Here is an 18,291-nt window from a genome sequence, read left to right as displayed (position 1 = left end):
CATGGACGTCGTCTCCCTCGACATTCCCGACGTGAAGATCATCCGCCCGAAGAAGTTCGGCGACCATCGCGGCTTCTTCTCGGAAACCTACAACAAGAAGACGTTCGAGGCGGCCGGGCTTCACTACGACTTCGTCCAGGACAACCAGTCGCTGTCGGCCGAGGTCGGCACGGTGCGCGGCCTGCATTTCCAGCTGCCGCCGTTTGCCCAGGACAAGCTGGTGCGGGTGGTGCGCGGCGCCATCCTGGACGTGGCGGTCGACATCCGCAAAGGCTCCCCCACCTTCGGCCGGCATGTCAGCGCGGTGATCAGTGCTTCGGAGTGGAACCAGATCCTGGTCCCGATCGGCTTCGCCCATGGCTTCTGCACCCTGGAGCCCGATACCGAGGTCATCTACAAGGTGACCAACTATTATTCGGCCGAGCATGACCGCGGCCTGCTGTGGAACGATCCGGAACTGGGCATCGACTGGCCGGTGCCGGCCGACAAGGCCCGGCTGTCGGACAAGGATCATAAGCATCCGACCTTCGCCCAGCTTGGCGACTGGTTCTGACGGCGCTATTGGATTTCGGCTCTTTTTTGCCCGGTGGGGCTTTGTGCCCCGTTTTTGGCGGTAAGGTGGTTTGATGACGCGCATTCTCGTCACCGGCGGCGCCGGTTTCATCGGCTCGGCGGTGGTCCGCCAGCTTCTCGCCGAAACCGACTCCTTCGTCGTCAATGTCGACAAGCTGACCTACGCGGCCAACCTGTCCTCCCTGCCGGGGGCCGAGGGCAATCCCCGCTACGCCTTCGAGAAGGTCGACATCTGCGACGCCGCCGAGTTGCGCCGTGTCTTCGACACCCACCAGCCCGACGCGGTGATGCATCTGGCCGCCGAATCCCATGTCGACCGCTCCATCGACGGGCCGGGCGAGTTCATCCAGACCAACGTGGTCGGCACCTTCCGCCTGCTGGAGGCGGCGCGCGGCTACTGGTCGGCGCTGCCGGCGGAGGCCAAGGACCGCTTCCGCTTCCACCACATCTCGACCGACGAGGTGTTCGGCACGCTGGGCGAGGACGGCTTCTTCACCGAGACCACCGCCTACAGCCCCAACTCGCCCTATTCGGCCAGCAAGGCGTCGAGCGACCATCTGGTGCGCGCTTGGCACGAGACCTACGGGCTGCCGGTGGTGCTGACCAACTGCTCCAACAATTACGGCCCCTACCATTTCCCGGAGAAGCTGATCCCGCTGATGATCCTCAAGGGTCTGGCGGGCGAGAAGCTGCCGGTCTACGGCAAGGGCGACAACATCCGCGACTGGCTCTATGTCGAGGACCATGCCCGCGCGCTGCGGCTGGTTCTGGAGAAGGGCCGGATCGGCGAGAGCTACAACATCGGCGGCCACAACGAGCGCACCAACCTGGAGGTCGTCCGCGCCATCTGCGCGCATCTGGACGAGATGAACCCGGCCGGCGCCCCGCACGACCGCCTGATCAGCTTCGTCACCGACCGCCCCGGCCATGACAAGCGCTATGCCATCGACGCCGGCAAGATCGAGCGCGAGCTGGGCTGGACGCCGCAGGAGACCTTCGAGAGCGGCCTGCGCAAGACGGTCGCCTGGTATCTGGAGAACCGCGACTGGTGGCAGGCCATCCTGAACGGCTCCTACCAGGGCGAGCGGCTCGGCCTGACGGAAGAAGGAGCCGCGCAATGACGGCGCCGATGAAGATCCTCGTCCTCGGCAGCAACGGCCAGCTCGGCTTCGAGCTGATGCGGGCCGGCTGGGCGCCGGGCACCGATCTGGTCGGGCTGCCCTATCCGGAGTTCGACGTGACCCGGCCGGGCGACGTGGAAAAGGCGGTCGCCACCCACGCGCCGGACCTGCTGGTCAACGCCACCGCCCACACCGCCGTCGACAAGGCCGAGAGCGAGGTCGACCTCTCCTTCGCCATCAACCGCGACGGGCCGGGCGCCATGGCGGCGGCCTGTGCGGCACGCGGCATCCCCTTCATCCATGTCTCGACCGACTATGTCTTCGACGGGACGAAGGACGGGATCTACAGCGAGGACGACCCGATCAACCCGCTGGGCGTCTATGGCGCCAGCAAGGCGGCGGGCGAGGAGGCGGTGCGGGCGGCGACGCCGCATCACGTCATCCTGCGCACCTCCTGGGTCTACAGCGCCTACGGCAACAACTTCGTCAAGACGATGCTGCGCTTCGGCAAGGAGCGCGAGGAGATGAGGGTGGTCGCCGACCAGCACGGCTCGCCCACCGCCGCCGCCGACCTCGCCGCCGCCATCGTGCAGATCGCCGGAACGATCGAGCGGACGGGCGCCGCCGCCTGGGGCACCTACCACCTGACCGGTAGCGGCTACACCACCTGGCACGAGTTCGCCGAGCACATCTTCCAGCGGCTGGAAGAGCGTACCGGCAAGCGGCCCCGCCTGACCGCCATCGGCACGGCCGACTACCCGACCCCGGCGCACCGTCCGGCCAACTCGCGGCTGGACTGTTCCCGCGCCGGGGAGATGCTCGGCGTGTCCTGCCCGCCCTGGCGCGAGAGCGTCGACCGCGTGATCGATGAGCTGTTCACCAACCCGCCGCAGGCATGAGGGCTTTTGAGACCATGAAGGGCATCATCCTGGCCGGCGGCTCCGGCACCCGGCTCTACCCGGTGACGCGCGCGATCAGCAAGCAGCTGCTGCCGATCTACGACAAGCCGATGATCTATTTCCCGCTCAGCACCCTGATGCTGGCGGGCATCCGCGACATCCTGGTCATCACCACGCCGCACGACCAGCCCCTGTTCCAGACGGTGCTGGGCGACGGATCGCAGTGGGGCCTGAACCTGACCTACGCCATCCAGCCCTCGCCCGACGGGCTGGCCCAGGCCTTCATCATCGGCCGCGACTTCGTCGGCAACGATGCTTGCGCGCTCGTTCTCGGCGACAATATCTTCTACGGCCACGGCCTGACCAACATCCTGCGCGCCGCCGGCGAGAAGGCCGACGGCGCCAGCGTCTTCGCCTATGCCGTGCGCGATCCCGAGCGCTACGGCGTGGTCGAGTTCGATGGCCAGGGCCGGGCGCTGAGCATCGAGGAGAAGCCGGTCCAGCCGCGATCCAAATGGGCGGTGACCGGGCTATATTTCTACGACAACGACGTGCTGGACATCGCCGCGGCGGTGAAGCCGTCGGAGCGCGGCGAGCTGGAGATCACCTCGGTCAACGCCGCCTATCTCGAGATGGGCAAGCTGTCGGTCGAGCAGATGGGCCGCGGCTATGGCTGGTTCGACACCGGCACCCACGACAGCCTGCTGGAGGCGGCCGAGTTCGTCCGCACCATCCAGCACCGCCAGGGCCTGCAGATCGCCTGCCCGGAGGAGATCGCCTACACCTCCGGCTGGATCGACGCCGAGCAGGTGCGCCGTCTGGCGGAGCCGCTGAAGAAGAACGACTACGGCCGCTATCTGCTGGGGCTTCTCGGTTGAGTTAATCCTCCTTGACCAGCCGTTCCTCCCAGGCGAGCGCCGAGGCGACGATGGTCTCCAGGTCGTCGTGGTGCGGGGTCCAGTCCAGGGTCCGCCGGATCCGCTCCACGCCCGCGACCAGGGCCGGGGGATCGCCGGCACGGCGCGGGCCGATGCGCATCGGCAGCGGCCTGCCGGTGACCCGCTCCACCATCGCCAGCACTTCGCGCACCGAATAGCCGCGGCCGTAGCCGCAGTTCAGCACCTCCGACGCGCCGCCGGCCTCCAGGTGGCGCAAGGCTGCGACATGGGCGTCGGCGAGGTCGCTGACATGGATGTAGTCGCGCACGCAGGTGCCGTCCGGCGTGTCGTAGTCGTCGCCGTAGATCTGCAACTCGGCCCGCTGGCCGGTAACGGTCTGGGCGGCGATCTTGATCAGATGGCTGGCGACGCGCGACACCTGGCCCGAGCGACCCTGCGGGTCGGCGCCGGCGACGTTGAAATAGCGCAGCGCCACATAGCGCAGCCCGTAAGCGGCGGCGGCATCCCGCAGCATCCACTCCGTCATCAGCTTGGAGGAGCCGTAGGGGTTGATCGGCATCAACGGCGTCCGCTCGTCGATCGGCAGCCGGTCCGGCATGCCGTAGACGGCAGCGGTGGAGGAGAAGATGAAGCGGCCGATCCCGGCCTCCACGCAGGCCTCGATCAGGGCATGGCTCTTGACCGTGTTGTTGCGGTAGTAGGCCAGAGGCCGCTCCACGGACTCCGGCACCACGATGCTGCCGGCGAAATGCAGGACGGAGCCGATGCCGTGGCGGGCGCAGGTGTCGGCCAGCAGGGCCTTGTCGCCGACGTCGCCCTCGACCAGCGGCACACCGTCGGGCACTGCCGAGCGCCGGCCGGTAGACAGATCGTCCAGCACCACGACCGCGCGGCCCCGGTCGCGCAGAGCCAGCACCATGTGGGAACCGATGTAGCCGGCACCGCCGGTCACCAGCACGGTCGCGTTTTCGCTCATGGTCATGGTCATCTCCGCTTGCCCGCAATCGGTTGGTCCAACGCCGCAAGATAGTGGCTCACCCATGCCACAGCTTGGGCTTTTCCGCAGAATGAGCTGCCCCATTCGAACAGCTTCAAATGCATCCACCAGGATCCGTCCGGTCTTATACGGGATGGCAACAGGATTGATCGCTTCCAGAGAAGCCCTAAGTGAATAATATATATTATTAATACCTGGGAAAGAGTCCAATTATAGAAAATAGCTCGGAGTAAATTTATTCACAAACTTCAATTACGGCCGGTTCCAGACAGAACTTCACAACCGATCCGCCCTGCCTGCGGCATCCACGGCCTCCAATCACACCGGTGACTTGGCAGCGCTCACTGGACTTCGCCAGCAGAGGCATTGTAATCCTTCCCCCATTGAAGGGCAGCGGCCATTCGAGGGAGACGACCATTCGTATCGCAATGATCGGCACGGGCTATGTCGGACTGGTGTCCGGAGCCTGTTTTTCGGAATTCGGCGTTCATGTCACCTGCATGGACAAGGATTCGAGCAAGATCGACCAGCTCCTGAGGGGAGAAATCCCGATCTACGAGCCGGGTCTCGACGATCTGGTGGCGAAGAACGTCAAAGCCGGCCGGCTGAACTTCACGCTCGACCTGGAAACGGCGATGAAGGGGGCCGACGCCGTTTTCATCGCGGTCGGCACGCCGACCCGCCGCGGCGACGGCCATGCCGATCTGTCCTATGTCTATGCCGCAGCCGAGGAGATCGCCGCCAACCTCGACGGCTACACGGTGGTGGTCAACAAATCGACCGTGCCGGTCGGCACCGGGCGCGAGGTCGAGGCGATCATCCGCAAGGCGCGGCCCGACGCCGAATTCGACGTCGCCTCCAATCCGGAATTCCTGCGCGAAGGCGCGGCCATCAGCGATTTCATGCGGCCCGACCGGGTGGTCATCGGCGCCGAGTCGGAATGCGCGCGCGAGACGATGCGCCAGCTCTACCGGCCGCTCCACCTGATCGAGACGCCGATCGTCATGACCAACCGGGAGACGGCCGAACTGACGAAGTACGCCGCCAACGCCTTCCTGGCCACCAAGATCACCTTCATCAACGAGATCGCCGATCTGTGCGAGAAGGTGGGGGCCGACGTCCATGACGTGGCCAAGGGCATCGGGCTGGACGGGCGCATCGGCAAGAAGTTCCTGCATCCCGGCCCGGGCTATGGCGGGTCCTGCTTCCCCAAGGACACGCTGGCGCTCGTGCGTACCGCGCAGCAGCACGCGGCACCGGTGCGCATCGTCGAGACGGTGGTGGACATCAACGACAAGCGCAAGAAGTCGATGACGTCACGCATCGCCGCCGCGTGCGACGGTTCGCTGGCAGGCAAGACGGTGGCGGTGCTGGGTGTGACCTTCAAGCCGAACACCGACGACATGCGCGACGCCCCGTCGCTGGACATCGTCCCGGCCCTGCAGGCGGCCGGTGCGCATGTGCGCGCCTTCGACCCGGCGGGCATGCATGAGGCGGCGAAGCTCCTCGGCGGCGTCGACTGGTGCACCGATGCCTACCAGCCGCTGGAGGGTGCCGACTGCGTGGCGATCCTGACGGAGTGGAACGAGTTCCGGGCGCTCGACCTGAACCGCTGCAAGGCCCTGCTCAAGCGGCCGGTCATGGTCGACCTGCGCAACATCTACAATCCCGAAGACATGGCGAAGGCCGGCTTCGCCTATTCCTCCATCGGCCGGGGCACCGGCCAGGGAAACAGCCGGGAAAGCGCGCCGGCCGGCTGATCGGTTCCCGTTCGCCGACGACCCATCCATCCTAGAAGAGAAGCCCCGATGATTTCGCCACGCGGTTACAACAAGCGCATTCTCGTCACGGGCGGTGCCGGATTCCTCGGGTCGCATCTGTGCGAACGGCTGCTGGCGGCCGGGAACGACGTGCTGTGCGTCGACAACTACTTCACGGGTTCCCGATCGAACATCGCCCACCTCCTCGACAACCCGCATTTCGAGCTGATGCGCCACGACGTGACGTTCCCGCTCTATGTCGAGGTCGACGAGATCTACAACCTCGCCTGCCCGGCCTCGCCGGTCCATTACCAGCATGATCCCGTCCAGACGACCAAAACCAGCGTCATCGGCGCCATCAACATGCTGGGGCTGGCCAAGCGGCTGGGCGCGCGGATCATGCAGGCCTCGACCTCGGAGATCTACGGCGACCCGGCGGTGCATCCGCAGCCGGAGGAATATTGGGGCAACGTCAACACCATCGGCCCGCGCGCCTGCTACGACGAGGGCAAGCGCTGCGCCGAGACGCTGTTCTTCGACTATCACCGCCAGCACAAGCTGTCGATCAAGGTCATCCGCATCTTCAACACCTACGGCCCGCGCATGCACCCCAACGACGGGCGCGTCGTGTCCAACTTCATCATCCAGGCGCTGAAGGGCGAGCCGATCACCATCTACGGCGACGGCCGGCAGACCCGCTCCTTCTGCTATGCCGACGATCTGGTCGACGGCTTCATCCGCTTCATGGCCACGCCGGCCGACGTCACCGGACCGATCAACCTCGGCAACCCCGGCGAATTCACCATGCTGGAACTGGCCGAGAAGGTCATTCGCCTGACCGGCTCCTCCTCAAGGATCGAGCACAGGCCGCTGCCTCAGGACGACCCCAAGCAGCGCCGGCCCGACATCGCCAAGGCCAGGGCCCTGCTCGACTGGGAACCGAAGGTGCCGCTCGACGAGGGGCTCACCCGCACCATCGACTATTTCAAGACCCGCTTCTTTTCCTGAGGAAGACCGATGAGCAACAGTTTGGCGTCGGCGCCCGCCCGAAGCGACGCGGCCGGGGACATGGTGGTGTCGGCGCGGATGGGGCAGGAAGGCGACAGCGTCGTCCTGCTGCGCATGCCCGGATCGCTGGTCCGGCGGATGTGGAAGGCGGCGCTCCTTCTCACCGTGCTCATCAGCATCGTCCTGACGGCCCAGTCGGTGTATGTATCCTTCCGCGACATGCACATCTTCCCGTATTGGGACATGATGTCGTTGCAATATCGCTATTTCCTTGATTCCCTTCCGGATTTCCTGCTCTACCGCGACAACGAACATCTTCCCTTCGTCGCGATGCCCTTCTTCATCGCGGACAACCTTCTGTTCAAGGCGCGCGGAGTCTTTCTGATCGCCGGCCTGCTGGCCCTGAATGCGGTCATCGCCGGCCTGATCCTGGACGAGATGCGGCGGGCCTGGGGAAAGCTCCAGCTGCTATCCTTCGCTGCAGCGGGGACGCTGGTCGTCCTGTCCCTGTTCTGGCTGATCCATTACGAGAACCTGCTCTGGCCCAAACAGATCCACATGTATCTGTCGGCGGCCTTCTTCCTGCTGGCCAGCCGCCTGCTGGCCGGCACCGAGGAGCGGATGAAAGCGGGTTCACCGCCGGACTTGACTGGAGTGCTGACGGCGGGGGCGCTGCTCAGCGCCTCGATGTTCTCGTTCGGCTATGGCGCCATCGGCTGGATCGCGGCCCTGATCGTCGCGGTGAGCGGCCGGTGGCCATGGCGGGCGACCGGAAGCCTGCTTGCCATCTTCGCCCTCAATGCCGCAATCTATGCCCTGTTCTACAAATACGCCACCGCAACGCAGCATTCCAACCCATTGGAATCGTTCGGCTCCCCCTTCAAGCTGGCCGAGTTCACGGTTGCCTATTTCGCCAACCCGGTCTTCAGACTGCTCCACCCCCTGCTGACGGAATGGCTGGCCCGTGGCATAGCGATGCTGACATCCCTGGCCGCCTGCATGGCGGGGCTGTGGTTTCTGCTGCGCATCCTGCTGCTTGGCCGCCGCAGCGCCGGCCGGATCGAGCTGTTCGCAAGCCTGCTGATTCTGTTCGCCTTCGGCTCCGCCCTGATGACCGCCCTGTCGCGCCTGAAGTTCGGGATCGAGACGGCCGGATCGTCACGCTACGCCATCGCGCAGATGCCGTTCTGGATCGGGCTGTGGATGATCGCCATGGCATCGCTGCGCAAACGCCCGGTGCTGCGCGATGCCCTGGTCGCGGTCGCCGGCGTGTCGCTCACACTCCTGCTCGTACCGTCCCAACTCCTCTACGCCCGCGAAACCGAAGCGCTGTCGCGCTACCATTGGCAAGGCGTGCTGGCCATCGTCAATGGCGTGAACGACGACGAGGTCGTTTTGAAGGCTGTCCATCCGATCCGCGAGGAGCTTGCGGTCGTCCCCCCGAAACTGGCCGAACGGCACTGGTCTGTCTATGCCGATCCGCAGCCCTGGTGGCTGGGACAGCCTGCCCGCGATCTGTTCCGTGTCGAAGCGCCCGACCGCTGCCACGGCAGCCTCGACCTGGTCAGCGACCTCGGTCGGCTGAAGGGCCAGAGCTATGTCGCAGGATGGGCCTGGGACAAGAACGCCGGTCACACCCCGGACTGGGTCGTGCTGGTGAACGGTGCCGGCATCGTCCGCGGGCTGGCCCGCAGCGGCCTGACGCGCCCGGATGTGGAACGCGCCCTCTCCGCAGCGGCCGGCAGCGCTCCCGGCTGGCACGGCTATGTCGCCGCCCCGGCGCCGCTGGCGGGAACGGAGGCCTATGCCGTGCTGGCCGATGGCTCCTCGATCTGCCAATTGACCCGCAATGCACCGGCCAAGGCCGGCGATGGAGTCCACTGACATGGAAAAGCCGACGCTCCGGGAAGACGGGCAGGCGACGCTCGCCATCGTCATTCCCGTGTTCAACGACTGGGAATCCGTGGCGATGCTGATCGGCGGACTCGGCCGCTCGCTGGGAAGCGACGAGCGCGCGGTCCATCTGGTGATCGTCGACGACGGCTCGACCGAGCCGGAGGCGGGGCTGAAGGAGGCGGTCGCCGAAAGGCCCTTCACGGGAACCCTGCTGCGGCTGGTGCGCAATGTCGGCCACCAGCGCGCCATCGCCATCGGCCTGTGCCATGCGGTCGAACTGGCCGCCGACAGGGTTATCATCATGGACGGCGACGGCGAGGACCGGCCGGAGGATGTGCCGCTCCTCCTCGCCGGCCTTCGCGACAATCCCCGCTCCATCGTGGTCGCCGACCGCCGCAGCCGCAGCGAGGGACCGAGCTTCACCCTGTTCTACCGGGTCTACAAGAAGGTCTTCTCGCTGCTGACCGGCACGCCGATCTCCTTCGGCAACTTCAGCGCCATGGGGCTGGCGACGGCAACCCGGCTCGCCTCCATGCACGAGCTGCTGCTGCATGTCCCGGCGACCATGATCCGCTCGCGCTGCCCCATCGTCCGGGTGGGCACCGACCGGGGGCATCGCTATGCCGGGCAGTCGAAGATGAACCTCGTCTCGCTGGTGGTCCACGGCCTCAGTTCGATCGCCGTGTTCAGCGAGCGTACCTTCACCCGCATCCTGCTGTTCTCGGCGGCGATCTTCTTGCTGTCAGGGCTGGCGGCGGTCATCGCCGTGCTTCTCAAGATGCTGGGCATGGCGACGCCCGGCTGGACGACGACGGTGGCCGGCATCGTGATGATCGTCCTGGTCCAGAATGCCGCCGTGTCGCTGGGCGGCCTGTTCGTCGTCCTCAACAACAAGCGCGACTTCGCGCTGATCCCCAGACAAATCGCCCCGATCTTCCTGGCGGAAGCCGTCACGCTCGGTGGACGTTCCGAAACACGAAATGCTGGTTCAGAAGAAACGTCAGAATTGGCGATATGACCAGGGTGAGGAACAGCGGGGCCAGATAATGGAGGCCGAGAGTGCCTTGCATTATGTACATCGCCCCGCCGTTGAAGCCCATGATGAGGGAATAGACCAGCAGGAAACGGGGAAGATGGTGGGCGTGCCCGCCCCGGGCACCGAAGGTCCAGGCCCAGTTCCCAAGGTAGGATGTGGCGATCCCCACCACCGTCCCCAGGACGGTGGCGAGCGTCGGGCTCGCCATGCCGATGCCGTCGACCAGCAGGATCGTCGTCCCGGCATGGGCGGCGGTGGCGGTTCCGCCGACAAGGATGAAGCGGACGAGGCGTTGTGCCAAAAGCGCGCGGACGGCTTCCACGAGACGGAGCCTGAGGGGGCGGGAAGCGGTGGACGGCATGATGGAAGGCTCCGGAGGACCAAAGAGGGAAGCGGGACCGCAGGCTCTCCGGCCTGTGGGAACGGCGATCGCCTCATCGCCCCCTGTCCGACCCCGGAAAAGGCTCTACTGCATCGCTCTTTCCGCCGCAACGCGATGTGAGGCGGAAGGAGCGCTTTTCCCCGGCGCTTCCCGGCCTGCGCTGTCCCCTCAGGGCTCGCGGATGCCCTCGTCCAGGACGCGGATGACCGGGTAGAGGAAGTAGGACAGCACCGAGCGGGTGCCGACCCGGATCTCGGCCGTGGCGACCATGCCGGGGCTGAGGCGCGTACCCTCCGGCACCGCCTCCAGCAGCGTGTCGCGCAGCCGCACCCGCGTGCGGAAGACGGCGCCGCCGCCCGGCTTCCGGTCGTCGGCATCCATGGCGGCGGCGCCCCCCCGGGGGGCGTCGTGGGTGAAGGCATCGGCGCTGATGGTTCGGACCTCGCCGGGCAGGGTGCCGTGGCGCTGGAAGGGAAAGGCGTCCAGCTTCACCCTCACGACATCGCCGACGCGCACCAGCCCGATGTCGCGCGACGGGATGTCCGCCTCCACCTCCAGGGCCACGTCGGCGGGGACCAGGGTGACCAGCGGCTCGGCCTCCTTGATGACGGAGCCGACGGAGCGTTTGGCGACCTCCAGCACAATGGCATCGACCGGGGCGGTCAGGGTGACCAGGGAACGGCGGCGCTCGGCCTTGGCGAGCTGCTCGACCAGGGTCGCCCGCTGGCGGGTCTGCTCGACGAGATCCTCCGCCGTCTTGCGCCGCCATTCGTCGATGAAGGCGGCGCGGTCGGCCTGGATGCCGCGCAGCTCGTGCTCGCTCGTCCGCTCGCGGTCCTGCAATGCCACGAGCTCGTCGCGCAGGCGCAGGCGCTCGATGCGCGCCTCCAGCCAGGTCAGACGGGATCCGGTCTGGCGTTCCTGGAGCTGGCGGCGGATATCCTCCACCTCACCGACCACGGCGAGGCGTTCGGCGAGGCCGGCCTGGGCGCGGCGGCCGGCGGCGATGGCGCTGTCCAGCTGGCCGGCCTTCTCGTCCAGCGAGGCGAGGCGGGAGCGGTACTCGGCGCGGCGGCGCTCCAGGATGGCGGCCTGCACGGCGGCATCGGGGTTGCCGGCGGCGGGGGTGAAGTCGCTGCCGTCCAGCTCGGCGCGCAGCCGGCCGATCTGGGCGTCGGTGCCGGCGAGCCGGGCGGTCAGGTCGGCCAGATCCGCCGCCGCGAAGGTGGGGTCGAGCGTCGCCAGCCGATCGCCGGCCCGCACCCGGTCGCCGACCTGGACGTCGACGCTGCGCACCACCGCGGTCTCCAGCGGCTGTGCCACCACCAGCGGGGCGGTGGTCACCAGCCGGCCGCCGGCAGTGACGATGCGGTCGACCTGGGCGAGCGCCGCCCACAGCACCAGCGCCACCAGCAGCCCGGCCAGCACATAGAGGGTGGAGCGCGCGAGCCAGGGCAGCGGCGCATGCTCGATCGCCGCCCCGTCCGGCAGATAGTCGAGCGCGAAGCCGGGCGGCAGGGACGAGGGCGCCGGCAGGGCGGTCCGCCGCCGGGCAAGGGGAGGGGAGGGAGGCGGAACGGGGGCAGGGGGAGTGGTGGGTTCGGCCTTGGCCGGGACGACCTCGCGGCCGATCGCCGCCCGCCCCGTTTCCTGGTCCACCATTTCCCGATCCGGTCCGGGCATGGGGGCGTCGGGCATGGCTCAGCGCCCCCGGTTCTGCTGCTGCCACAGATGCCGGTATTCGGCGCAGCGGTCGAGCAGGGTGGGGTGGGGGGCTATGTCGAGCAGGCGGCCCTGCTCCAGCACGGCGATGGTGTCGCAGCCGGTCAGGGTGGACAGCCGGTGGGTGACGATCAGAACGGTGCGGCCGCGGGCGATGCGGCGCAGGTTGGCCATGACGATGGCCTCGCTGTCGGGGTCGAGCGCGCTGGTCGCCTCGTCCAGGATCAGGATGCTCGGCTGGGGCAGCAGGGCGCGGGCGATGGCGATGCGCTGCTTCTGGCCGCCGGACAGGTTGCTCGCCCCCTCCTCGACCAGCGTGTCGTAGCCGTCGGGCAGGCGGTGGATGAACTCGTCGGCACCGGCCAGCCGGGCGGCCTCGACGATCTCCTCGCGGCTGGCTTCGGGCATGGTCATGGCGATGTTGTCGCGGATGGTGCCGCGGAACAGGAAATTCTCCTGCAGCACCACGCCGATGGAGCGGCGCAGATGGCCCAGATCCAGCTCGCGGATGTCGAGCCCGTCATAGCGGATGGTGCCGTCCTGCACCGGGTAGAAGCCCTGGAGCAGCCGCATCAGCGTGCTCTTGCCCGAGCCGCTGCGCCCGACCAGCCCGACGACCGATCCGGCCGGCACGGCCAGGGTGACGCCCTCCAGGGCCGGCGGCCGGTTGCGGTCGTAGCGGAAGCCCAGCCCCTCGATCTCGATGCGGCCGATCAGCGAGGGGCAGGCGCCGCTGCCCTCGCGCCGCGGCTCGGCCGGGTGGTTCATCACCTCGCCCAGCATGCGCACCGACAGGGCGGTCTCCTGATACTGGTGGATCAGCGAGACGATCTGCACCAGCGGCGTCACCACCCGGCCCGACAGCATCTGGAAGGCGATCAGCGCGCCGACCGACAGCTGGCGGTCGAAGACGTCGAAGGCGCCGACGGCGACCACCGCCACCATCATCGCCTTCTCCAGGAACTCGGTCACCGTGCGGGCGGCGATGGAGATGCGGCCAACCCGGTAATGGCTGGTCACCGCGCGCGCCGCCTTGCGGTCCCAGCTGCGGCGCTGCTGCGGCTCCAGGGCCGACGACTTGACGGTGCGCATGCCGTGGATGGTCTCCACCAGCATGGCCTGCCGCTCGGCGTCGGCGTTGTAAAGCTCGCTGAGCCGGCTGCGGTAGACCGGCACCAGCGCCACCACCACGCCGGCGATGAGGGCTGCGAACAGCAGCGCCACCAGCGTCAGCTTGACCGAATAGAAGAACAGCACCGGCAGGAAGACCAGCAGCACCAGACTGTCCAGCACGGTGGACAGCAGGTTGCCGGTCAGGAACTCCCGGATGCGCTCGACCTGCTGCATGTGCCGCACGGTGACGCCGGCCGAATGCCCGTCGAAGAAGGTGATCGGCAGGTCGAGCAGATGGCCGAAGGTGCGGTTCAACAGGCGGATGTCGATGCGGTTGGCCGCCGCCAGCAGGATGAACTGGCGCAGGAAGCGGAAGGCCGCCTCGAACAGCAGGGCGGCCAGCACGCCGACGGTCAGCACCTGCAAGGTGGCGACGGTCTCGTTCACCAGCACCTTGTCGATCACGATCTGGAAATAGATCGGGACGGCGAGGGCAAGCGCATGCAGGACCAGCGCCGCCGCCACCACGTCGCGGAAGGCCGATTTCTGGCGCAGGATCTCCGGCACGAACCAGCGCAGGCCGAAGGGCTGGTGCGGATCGGCGAGGCCGTGGCGCGGCTTGAGGAAGACCAGTTCGCCGTCCCAGCGCTCCAGGAAGCGGTCGCGCGGCACGTCGATCACGTCCAGCCGGTCGGCCAGCGGATCGACGACGCCGACCATGGGCTCCCCGGCGGGGTCGGCCGGGCGCGACACCCCGACCAGGATGACCGTGTTGCCGTTGACGAGCCGGGCCAGCAGCGGGAAGACGGGGGGAAGGGCGCACAAGGCCTCCCAGTCCAGCCGGCGGGCGGTGGCCTTGAAGCCGGTGGCGGCGGCGATGCGCAGCAGGTCGCCGGTGTCGGGCTCGCCGCGGCCGGGGGCGACGCGGGCGCGCAAGGCGGCCGGCGAGGCCGACAGGCCATGGTGGCGCGCCACCAACGTCAGGCAGCGCAGCGCGGTGCTCTCATCGGCATCGGGAACACCGGGGGAAACCGGGGCGGAGGCGGGACCGGCGGCGTCCGGCATGGCGTCAACCGAAGTTCGGCGAACGCGGCGGGCCGGGCCGTGCCGGAGCCGCAGGGGAGGCCGGCTGAGCCGGGGGCTGGGCCGTCGTCCGGAAGGCCGGAGCCGCGCCGGGCAGGGGCGGCGGGGCGGAGCCCGCCGGCTGCCCGGCACCGCCGGCCCCCGCAACGCCGGCCGGTGGCAGTACGCCCGCGGCCTCCAGCCGCTGGCGCATGCCCTCCAGGGCGGCGAGGCTGGCGAGGAAGCCGGGCAGGCTCATCACCACCCGCTGGCGGATGGCCGGCAGCGGCTGGCCGTTGTCGTCCTTGCGCAGGGCCGACAGGCTGAACAGGTCGATGCGGACCATCCCGTTGCCGAAGCCGATGTCGAAGACCCCGTCGGCATAGAGTTCGGGGATGCGGTCGTCCGGCGGCGGCTCGATGGTCATGATGGTCCCGGCAGCAGAAGGCGGGACGCCGTTGCGGCACCCTCGCATCCTTGTTTTACCGGAAGGCGGCGACCGCGACCAAGCCGCCATTGTCCAAAACCGCAGGAAGACACAGGCGCCGCTTGCGCTTCCCATCTCCTTGCGGTCGATGGGCGGATCAGTTGCGGCCGTAGACGTCCTCGAGCCGGACGATGTCGTCCTCGCCGAGATAGGAGCCGGACTGCACCTCGATGATGGTCAACGGCACCTTGCCGGGGTTCTCCAGCCGGTGGACCGTGCCGATCGGGATGTAGATCGACTGGTTCTCGTAGACCATCACCTGCTCCTCGCCGCGGGTGACCAGCGCGGTGCCGTTGACCACCACCCAATGCTCGGCCCGGTGATGGTGCTTCTGCAGCGACAGGCGCGAGCCCGGCGCGATGGTCAGGCTCTTCACCTGGAAGCGGTCGCCGGTGTGCAGCGACTGGTAGGAGCCCCAGGGACGGTGGACCCGACGGTGGCTGACCGACTCGCTGCGCCCCTCCGCCTTCAGCCGGTCGACGATGCGCTTGACGTCCTGCGCCTGGGACCGGTCGGCGACCAGAACGGCGTCGTCCACCACCACCACCACGGCATTCTCCACCCCGACCACGGCGGTCAGGTGGTTGTCGCTGCGGACGTAGCAGTCGCGCGCGCCCTCCAGCAGCACGTCGCCGACGACGACGTTGCCATCCCCGTCCTTGCTTCCCACGTCCCACAGCGCCGACCAGGCGCCGACATCGGTCCAGCCGATCTCGCAGGGGACGACGGCGGCGCGGTCGGTGCGCTCCATCACCGCATAGTCGATGGAGATGGCGGGCGCCTTGGCGAAGGCATCGGCGTCCAGACGGAAGAAGTCCAGGTCCCTGGATCCATTCTCCAGCGCGGCGCGGCAGGCGGCGAGCACCGCCGGGGCGTGGCGCTCCAGCTCGGCCAGCAGGCGGCCGACCGGGAACAGGAACATGCCACTGTTCCAGGCATAGCCGCCCTCGGCGAGGTAGCGCTCGGCCACCTCCAGCGACGGCTTCTCGACGAAGGCGGCGACATTGTAGGCGCCGTCGGCCTCGTCCATCGCATGGCCGCGGCGGATGTAGCCGTAGCCGGTCTCCGGCCGGGTCGGGTTGATGCCGAAGGTGACCAGCCGGCCGGCGGCGGCGGCGCGGGCGGCGATGCCCACCGCATGGCGGAAGGCTTCGGCGTCGCGGATCTCGTGGTCGGCCGGCAGCACCAGCAGCAGCGCGTCCGGATCGTCGGCCCCGACCGCGAGGGCGGCTAGCGCGCAGGCCGCCGCGGTGTTGCGGCCCGTCGGCTCCAGGATGATGCCGCGCGGATCGCAGCGCGACTGGCGCAGCTGCTCGGCGGCGAGGAAACGGTGCTCCTGGTTGCAGATCACCAGCGGCGCCGAGAAGACGGCCACGCCGTCCGGTCCGCCCGCGGACCGGGCGTCGACCCTCAGCGCGGTATCCTGCAGCATCGTCCGGTCGGAGCAGAGCGGCAGGAACTGCTTGGGATAGAGTTCGCGCGACAAGGGCCACAAGCGGGATCCCGTACCGCCGGACAGCAGCACCGGGACGATCTTCTGCGCGGAATTGCCGTTCATCCTGCCGCCATCTGTTGTGTGGACATCGTCGAAGGCACCGGAAAATTCCGGGGGAAAACCGCCGGCCGGCGCCATGGCGGTTCGTTATAGACCGCGCTCTCCGCGCTCCACAAGCACCCCTCCGAGACCCATCCAACCGTAGCGCCCCTTCCGGGAGAAGCCGGGGGAGGGGGCCAAGGGAGGGGCCGGACAGGAGACCGAGACAAGAGTCCAAACCGGCCCCCCGTTTTCCCTCTTTTCGCCCCCCGGCAGCCCCGCCCGAGCTTGGAGTCTTGTCGCGCCCCCGGGCGGGGCGGGGCAGCAAGGACGCGCGAAACCGCCGGCAGCCGCCATATCCCAGGGCGGGGCGGGGCGGAAGGAGCGCGACAGAACTCCAAATCCAGCCCGCCACGGCGCGCCATTCCGCGATGCCTCCCATCCCTGAAGGGCAAAAACAGGGGCGGGCGAGGTCCGATTCGCCTCCGCGACTCGAAAAAAGCCGATTCGGAAGCGATCCGGCCCCGAAACGGAAATCTCTCCACTGGAGTCTTGTCGCGATGCCTCGGAAATCCACAGGCAAGGCGGACTATCCGCTGGAGTCTTGTCGCGGCAATTCTGGAGTTTTGTCGCGCGACTCGCGATTCTCTACTGGAGTCTTGTCGCGCAAACTATTAACTGAATCAAATAACCGTACAAATAGTTTGAGCGACAAGACTCCAAATTGCTGACACTAACCGGCCGTGATATAGGGTTTTTCGTAAAGTCGTGCCAAGGTCAACTCGCTATGGGACAGATACACACCCTGATCACCCAGCTTGGACGCGACCAGGCGAAGGCGCTCCAGACGGATCCGGATCAGCGTTCGCTAGTCGACGTCGCCGCTGCCGTCCTGGAAGAGGAGCGGCAGGAGCTTGGCATCACCTATTCGGGTTTTGCCCTGACCGCACTTCCTCATCGTCGTCTTCCCGATGACCAGCCCTGGGAACGGCGCGGACATAAGATCCGCTTGCTGATCGAACCTGGACGACTGCCGATCCGTAACGGCGGCTTCAAGCTATACGGCGTTCCGTACGGCAGCCGCGCGCGCATGATCCTGCTCTATCTGCAGACCCGGGCAATCCAGACCGACAGCCGCGAGGTTGAGCTGGGCCGCAGCATGCACGAGTGGCTCGATCGCATGGGCCTGTCGGTGGGTGGACAAACCTACCGCGACATCCGCGAACAGGCCTCGCGCATCGCCGCCTGCAACCTGACCTTCGCCTGGGAAGACGCCCACAGCATCGGGTTCGAAAAGGGCTCGATCGTCAAGGGCGGCATCCATTTCTCGACGAATGCCGGACCGGAGCAGAACCAGGGCTCGCTCTGGGAAGACCGCGTGCTGCTGTCAGAGGCCTTCTTCCGCGAGCTGAAGGCCCATCCGGTGCCGATCTGGGAGCCGGCCCTGCGCCACATCCAGAACAACAGCACCAGCATCGACATCTATATCTGGCTGGCCTACCGGCTGCACAGCCTGAACCGTTCGACCCCCATCACCTGGCCGGCGGTATTCGAACAGTTCGGCGCCGGCTATAGCCGCCTGCGCGATTTCCGCAAACGCTTCATCGAGGCCCTGCAATTGGCGCTCGCCGTCTACCCCGACGCCCGGGTCGACGTGGAGGAACAGGGCCTGATGCTGCATCCCTCGCCGCCGCCGATCCCGGAACGCAAGTTCGCCCAGCTCTGCCGCTGAAACCGGCGGCACCGATCGCAACGACGCTCCCGCATGGGCACCCCCTGTGCGGGAGCGCTGCTTTTCGGGA

15 protein-coding genes are annotated in these 18,291 nt (G+C 67.6%); 9 read left to right on the top strand and 6 right to left on the bottom strand.

The genetic code is table 11. The features are described from left to right. The first annotated feature begins 1 nt into the window (after position 1). The 4 genes from rfbC to rfbA all read left to right on the top strand — a co-directional run bounded on the left by rfbC (position 2) and on the right by rfbA (position 3,471). On the top strand, positions 2–553 hold the full coding sequence (gene rfbC / locus AL072_RS32415) for a dTDP-4-dehydrorhamnose 3,5-epimerase (RefSeq protein WP_045585360.1): 552 nt from the start codon (positions 2–4) through the stop codon (positions 551–553). 73 nt (positions 554–626) lie between these two features. Further along, the gene (gene rfbB, locus AL072_RS32410; protein WP_045585359.1) at positions 627–1,694 is read left to right on the top strand and encodes a dTDP-glucose 4,6-dehydratase; all 1,068 of its coding nucleotides are present in this window, start codon (positions 627–629) and stop codon (positions 1,692–1,694) included. Continuing rightward, positions 1,691–2,593 carry a dTDP-4-dehydrorhamnose reductase gene (gene rfbD, locus AL072_RS32405; RefSeq protein ID WP_342669621.1) on the top strand — a complete coding sequence of 301 codons (903 nt, stop codon included), beginning with the start codon at positions 1,691–1,693 and terminating at the stop codon, positions 2,591–2,593. The genes rfbB and rfbD overlap by 4 nt, the downstream gene beginning before the upstream one ends. A 14-nt stretch (positions 2,594–2,607) precedes the next feature. Beyond that, positions 2,608–3,471 carry a glucose-1-phosphate thymidylyltransferase RfbA gene (gene rfbA, locus AL072_RS32400; protein WP_045585358.1) on the top strand — a complete coding sequence of 288 codons (864 nt, stop codon included), beginning with the start codon at positions 2,608–2,610 and terminating at the stop codon, positions 3,469–3,471. 1 nt (position 3,472) lies between these two features. Here rfbA and galE read toward each other — a convergent pair whose 3' ends face one another. After that, positions 3,473–4,474 carry a UDP-glucose 4-epimerase GalE gene (gene galE, locus AL072_RS32395; RefSeq protein WP_245637094.1) on the bottom strand — a complete coding sequence of 334 codons (1,002 nt, stop codon included), beginning with the start codon at positions 4,472–4,474 and terminating at the stop codon, positions 3,473–3,475. A gap of 431 nt (positions 4,475–4,905) precedes the next feature. On the opposite strand from galE, the gene AL072_RS32390 reads away from it, so the two are divergent. Genes AL072_RS32390 through AL072_RS32375 form a run of 4 tightly spaced genes read left to right on the top strand, consistent with a single transcriptional unit; the run spans position 4,906 to position 10,171 of the window. Next, positions 4,906–6,249, top strand: coding sequence for a UDP-glucose dehydrogenase family protein (locus AL072_RS32390; RefSeq protein ID WP_045585514.1), 1,344 nt, complete (start codon positions 4,906–4,908; stop codon positions 6,247–6,249). Between the two features lie 48 nt (positions 6,250–6,297). Continuing rightward, complete coding sequence (locus AL072_RS32385; RefSeq protein WP_045585356.1) at positions 6,298–7,257, top strand: UDP-glucuronic acid decarboxylase family protein; 960 nt, start codon at positions 6,298–6,300, stop codon at positions 7,255–7,257. A 9-nt stretch (positions 7,258–7,266) separates the two neighbouring features. Then, on the top strand, positions 7,267–9,141 hold the full coding sequence (locus AL072_RS32380; protein WP_045585355.1) for a hypothetical protein: 1,875 nt from the start codon (positions 7,267–7,269) through the stop codon (positions 9,139–9,141). Between the two features lies 1 nt (position 9,142). After that, complete coding sequence (locus tag AL072_RS32375) at positions 9,143–10,171, top strand: glycosyltransferase (protein WP_052710377.1); 1,029 nt, start codon at positions 9,143–9,145, stop codon at positions 10,169–10,171. Here AL072_RS32375 and AL072_RS33980 read toward each other — a convergent pair. From AL072_RS33980 to AL072_RS32355, 5 genes are all read right to left on the bottom strand, one after another. Continuing rightward, positions 10,104–10,550, bottom strand: coding sequence for a GtrA family protein (locus AL072_RS33980; protein WP_045585354.1), 447 nt, complete (start codon positions 10,548–10,550; stop codon positions 10,104–10,106). The genes AL072_RS32375 and AL072_RS33980 overlap by 68 nt on opposite strands. A gap of 189 nt (positions 10,551–10,739) precedes the next feature. After that, positions 10,740–12,269 carry an HlyD family type I secretion periplasmic adaptor subunit gene (locus AL072_RS32370; RefSeq protein ID WP_045585353.1) on the bottom strand — a complete coding sequence of 510 codons (1,530 nt, stop codon included), beginning with the start codon at positions 12,267–12,269 and terminating at the stop codon, positions 10,740–10,742. A 3-nt stretch (positions 12,270–12,272) separates the two neighbouring features. After that, a complete protein-coding gene (locus tag AL072_RS32365; RefSeq protein WP_200909997.1) occupies positions 12,273–14,471 on the bottom strand; it encodes a peptidase domain-containing ABC transporter in 2,199 nt (732 codons plus the stop codon). Between the two features lie 4 nt (positions 14,472–14,475). After that, entirely contained in the window at positions 14,476–14,895 is a 420-nt protein-coding gene (locus AL072_RS32360) for a hypothetical protein (protein ID WP_045585352.1), read from the bottom strand. Positions 14,896–15,052: 157 nt separating this feature from the next. After that, complete coding sequence (locus AL072_RS32355) at positions 15,053–16,513, bottom strand: mannose-1-phosphate guanylyltransferase/mannose-6-phosphate isomerase (protein ID WP_045585511.1); 1,461 nt, start codon at positions 16,511–16,513, stop codon at positions 15,053–15,055. 763 nt (positions 16,514–17,276) lie between these two features. On the opposite strand from AL072_RS32355, the gene AL072_RS32350 reads away from it, so the two are divergent. Next, on the top strand, positions 17,277–18,221 hold the full coding sequence (locus AL072_RS32350) for a replication protein RepA (RefSeq protein ID WP_045585351.1): 945 nt from the start codon (positions 17,277–17,279) through the stop codon (positions 18,219–18,221). Positions 18,222–18,291: the final 70 nt, after the last annotated feature.

The sequence above is a fragment of the Azospirillum thiophilum genome (assembly GCF_001305595.1).
GTDB lineage: Bacteria > Pseudomonadota > Alphaproteobacteria > Azospirillales > Azospirillaceae > Azospirillum > Azospirillum thiophilum.
Note: the sequence above shows the minus strand (reverse complement) of the source record. Positions and strands in the feature narration are given on the sequence as shown.